The sequence below is a fragment of the Armatimonas sp. genome, assembly GCF_031410135.1.
Classification (GTDB): domain Bacteria; phylum Armatimonadota; class Armatimonadia; order Armatimonadales; family Armatimonadaceae; genus Armatimonas.
In genome coordinates this window covers 1-3949 of the sequence record NZ_JANNYP010000115.1, presented here as the reverse complement: position 1 = coordinate 3949, position 3949 = coordinate 1, and the positions used below count along the sequence as shown (strand labels likewise).

The 3949-nt window shown below is 49.4% G+C and carries 5 protein-coding genes; 1 reads left to right on the top strand and 4 read right to left on the bottom strand.

Annotated elements, in window-relative coordinates; genetic code table 11:
* The 4 genes from RMO15_RS04320 to RMO15_RS04305 form a co-directional block, all read right to left on the bottom strand.
* A partial coding sequence (locus RMO15_RS04320; protein WP_309708284.1) for a hypothetical protein occupies positions 1-213 on the bottom strand: 213 nt, incomplete at its 3' end.
* A gap of 1 nt (position 214) precedes the next feature.
* Positions 215-934 (bottom strand): dockerin type I domain-containing protein, encoded by a 720-nt coding sequence (locus RMO15_RS04315; RefSeq protein ID WP_309708282.1) that lies wholly within the window; start codon positions 932-934, stop codon positions 215-217.
* Positions 935-1001: 67 nt separating this feature from the next.
* Positions 1002-1733 carry a CHAP domain-containing protein gene (locus tag RMO15_RS04310; RefSeq protein ID WP_309708280.1) on the bottom strand — a complete coding sequence of 244 codons (732 nt, stop codon included), beginning with the start codon at positions 1731-1733 and terminating at the stop codon, positions 1002-1004.
* A 13-nt stretch (positions 1734-1746) separates the two neighbouring features.
* Positions 1747-3324, bottom strand: coding sequence for a hypothetical protein (locus RMO15_RS04305; protein WP_309708278.1), 1578 nt, complete (start codon positions 3322-3324; stop codon positions 1747-1749).
* A 124-nt stretch (positions 3325-3448) separates the two neighbouring features.
* Here RMO15_RS04305 and RMO15_RS04300 point away from each other — a divergent pair.
* On the top strand, positions 3449-3949 hold a 501-nt coding region (locus RMO15_RS04300; protein WP_309708275.1), incomplete at its 3' end, for an AAA-like domain-containing protein.

Sequence of the window (3949 nt, the reverse complement as noted above, 5' to 3'; positions counted from 1 at the left end):
TGTTATTTCGGAAATTGTATAGATCTGAGTTGGATCTAAACCATTAATAGTGATATTTGAAGGAAATGGATTAGCAGGAGCGTTATCTGAAATGGTAATGGGAGATGTATTACTAAAAGTTTGAGCCAGTGCTTTTCCTGGTATGAGAGGCAAGCAGAGTATTGCCATGGCAATATTACAGACGGCAACTTTGAGAATTTGGTTCAGACGCATGTTAGTTATCTCCCGTTTTCCCGAAGTTTAATTTAAAAATATTGTAGTCAAATCGTCCTACAACACCGTCACCATCCAAGTCTGCCATCGGATTCCAGTTTGGATTTCCGGGAGATGTTCCAAACGCATTTTTGAAGGCGTTGTAGTCAAATCTGTCGATTGTGTTGTCTCCCGTCACATCGCCAGGTATCAAAGAATACGAAGCGAAGGGGTAGTCCAGAAAGGGGTTACCTATCGGAGACAGTGAAGAGGAGCGCCGCAGCCAGCGGTCTCCTTTCAGGCTAGCAGTGCCGACATAGGTTGGATTGGCCCAACTTCGAACAATCATCAATCCAGAAGCGTCTGCCTGCACGGTGGTAGTGTCGGCCATCTCGCCGAAGACGTTCCAGAGGCGAGCACTCAGGGAAATCTGCGTGACGTCTCCCACGAAGCCATCGAGACTAAAAGACAGTCGGTAGATGTACTTGACGCTGGTTTCCAAGAAGCCAAGGGTAGCAGTGTTACCTTGGCTAAAGGTAGGTTCTGCAGCGCCAAGAAAGCTCTGCCCCGCTGCGCCTTGAAGTGAGGTAAAGTGGTTTTGGGCAGCGTTTGTAGGATAGTCCATCGCGACTGAGGAGAACTCAAACGTCGTGATGCTCCCTCCACTTTGCGCATTCGTAGGCAGAGGAGACATTACAATTGTCCCCAGTGCAATAAACAATAGGCATTGTTTTCGAAACATAGGATAATCACCCTTCTTAATGAGACTCCGACCGGAGCAAGCTCCGGGGTATGTACCCGTAGCCGAATCACTTGATGCGAGCTGCTCCTTCGTAGTTTACAAATCTGACACTCACTGTGATCTTCAGTGGTGGCTTTGCATGATCCCCAGATTTGAGATGAATAGTTCCTCCCAATTGTACGATCTGCAACGCTTTTTCAATCGTTTTGACAGGATTTCCCTGTGATCCATCACCATCAACAGCACGGGTTTGGTCAACGTAAACATCCTGTCGTTTATCTGGCGGAGGAATTGATGATCCTTTCTTGCGGAACCAACCCAAAACTTTATCGTTAATTGTTACTTTATGTCTCTGCCCCTTCTCATCTCCATTCCAGTTTGAATCGACTATCCAAACGTCGTTACGACTACTTGCTATGTCAACAATTGCGACATGACCGAATCCGCCGCCAAGAGCAGTGGACCAGACGATGATGTCCTGCCCTATGGGCTGATTAGAGCCGTCATTAGCAATGCGGTCAGTATTGGTTGGCTGGAGTTCTGGGTCATCCCAAATCCAATGGGCACCTGGTTCGTCTGCATGTCGCCCTCCTACCGTAGGAACGGTAATTCCCAGGACTGGAGGACAGTATCGCTGAACGAAAACTAGACACTGGCCATAGACCTTTACACCGTTATAAGTGGGTGGGTTTCCGTCTTGCCATCCACTTTGCGCTTCAGCAAAATCTGGTAGGAGAGTTAGTGTAATGGCGCAACCAGCCAAGAACAATTCCCGTCGCCCAAAGGTTGTCACATTCATTTTTTCACCTTTATTACTGCAATGAGACCAAGGCGAAAACAAGGCCCTTACCTGATTTAAGTGAAGACATGGCTTTGCCGATCACAGCGCCTCTGGCCTTGATTGGGTCATCTACCCGCATGGCATGACCCGGCGTCGCGGAGGTAGTGAGCAGGTCCCCCGCTTGGATGGAACCATTCGCATCGGCATCTGCCCAGCACCAGACGCGCCCGACACTGGCAACGGGGTAGGTTCCATCAGCGACGGTTCCCTTCTGACGCAGGATGACACCAGGCTTAATCCCATTAGCACCACTGATAATGCCGCCAACCGTAGAATCGTAGGTATGTGAGGCAACTTTCATCCGCCCGATCTGCGCCCTGTCAATCGAGACAATCATGCCAGGAACTGGGGAAACATCACCATTAGGCTGGACATAGTACAGCTCGGCTACGTCGCTGCCGCGGACTTCCACTACATTTGCCGAAACTTCACCTACTGATAATGCACCGCTTGGGGTAAGGGTCATGATAGGTGCCCCACCGACTCCTCCACTAGAATTAGCATCTGAAAACCATTGAAAATGACTGTTATTGGTCACGAAGCGCATCCAACCTCCTGTAAGTTGATACAATCCCATATCGGTTGTATTTACAGGTGAAGCACCACGTTGAATCACGCCACTATTTAAAAGGCTCAACCGTCCAGTTGTTGTTAGATTGCCACTGGTATCAAGAGTCATTGTAGGAGCACTATTGAGATCTATATTTGTGAACCAATTAAAATTTGAATTATTTGTCATGAAACGCATCCAACCTGGGGTAAAATTGTATAATCCCATGTCAAGAAGCGTTCCAGGAATTGGGTTTCCACCTTTTTGAATTGTGCCGTAGTTCACAAATAGTCTGCCGCTATCAATAGTGAGTGATCCATTTGTGACTTTGGAAAGCGAAGCTGCGTCGGCGGCAAGCTTTGTGGAATCAATTTTTCCGCCACCAACGGTCGGGTTCGGGTACGTACCTGTCAGATCGCCACCTGCTGCCCCCATCGGAGGACTGCCCCCACCAGCCAACTTACCAGAAGTGATCGTTCCATCTGCGATCTTCGCATTGGTGACAGCACCATCAGCAATTTTCGCACTAGTAACAGCCCCATCCACGATCTTTGCACTCGTGATGGAGTTGTTGGCGAGCTGCACTGTACCAATCGCGCCATCAGGAACAGTGTCCGCCTTAAACGCAAAGGAGACGGTGACGAAGGGTTGTCGAGGTGCCAGCGGAGAATCCGTTCCGATTTGAATTTCCAAGTAGGGTGTCGCGTTTAATACCGTCGCTGTAATAGGATTGCCATTGCCGAGCAATACGGCGAAGACTCCGTTACGAACGAGAACAGGGTTCATGCTCTGCTCCCATCTCTTCGTTCCATTGGTTACCGAGTCATAAACACGAAACGTCAGAGAATACGAGCCATCTGGGACAGGCGATCCATCTGGTTTTGTCAAACGTCCCTGAAAATTCATCATGCTCGGGACAGATGTTGTCTGAGCATAAGCGACAGTAAAAGATGCCAATGATGCCGTTATAAGAACGGCTTTCAAAATTTGCTGGTGCATAGTCTTGTTCCTGACTACCAGTGTATTTGCTATATCAGGTAAAAACCTGACCAGAACCTGACCAGAACCTGACATTCGGCTAGTCTTTTAAAAGTCGCGTACAATCGAGTTCATCACTACGCCCATGAGCCGAGTACCTAAACCAGAGGAAGCACCTGCCTTGCCCGAGTTGAACCATGAGCAGGGACGGCTTCCACACGACCAACACCAAACCTTCTATCAAGTTGGCGGCACCTTAGATTGGGACGCTCCTTCCTATCTTGTGCGGAATGCGGATCACGCACTCTTCGAACGATTGCGGCATGGCGAACTCTGTTACGTCCTTGATACTCGCCAGGTGGGCAAGTCCTCACTACTCGTTCGGACAGCAGTGCGGCTCTTGGATCAAGGCATCAATATTGTCCAGATCGACATCAGCAAGCAAGGCCGCAATGTCACCCCAGAGAGCTGGTACCTCGGCCTGCTCTACCAGTTCACCGATCAGCTTTCCTTATGGGAAACGGCAGAGGCTTTCTGGGAAAGTCACGCTAGCTTCAGCCCCGTACAGCGCTGGTTTGAGACGATTCGTCATGTAGTGCTAGCAGATCGCGAGAGTCCACTCGTCGCCTTCCTTGACGTAGTCCTC

Coding starts and splice junctions, on each gene's coding strand:
- RMO15_RS04305 (WP_309708278.1), bottom strand. CDS start 3,324: ATGCACCAGCAAATTTTGAAAGCCGTTCTTATAACGGCATCATTGGCA.
- RMO15_RS04315 (WP_309708282.1), bottom strand. CDS start 934: ATGTTTCGAAAACAATGCCTATTGTTTATTGCACTGGGGACAATTGTA.
- RMO15_RS04310 (WP_309708280.1), bottom strand. CDS start 1,733: ATGAATGTGACAACCTTTGGGCGACGGGAATTGTTCTTGGCTGGTTGC.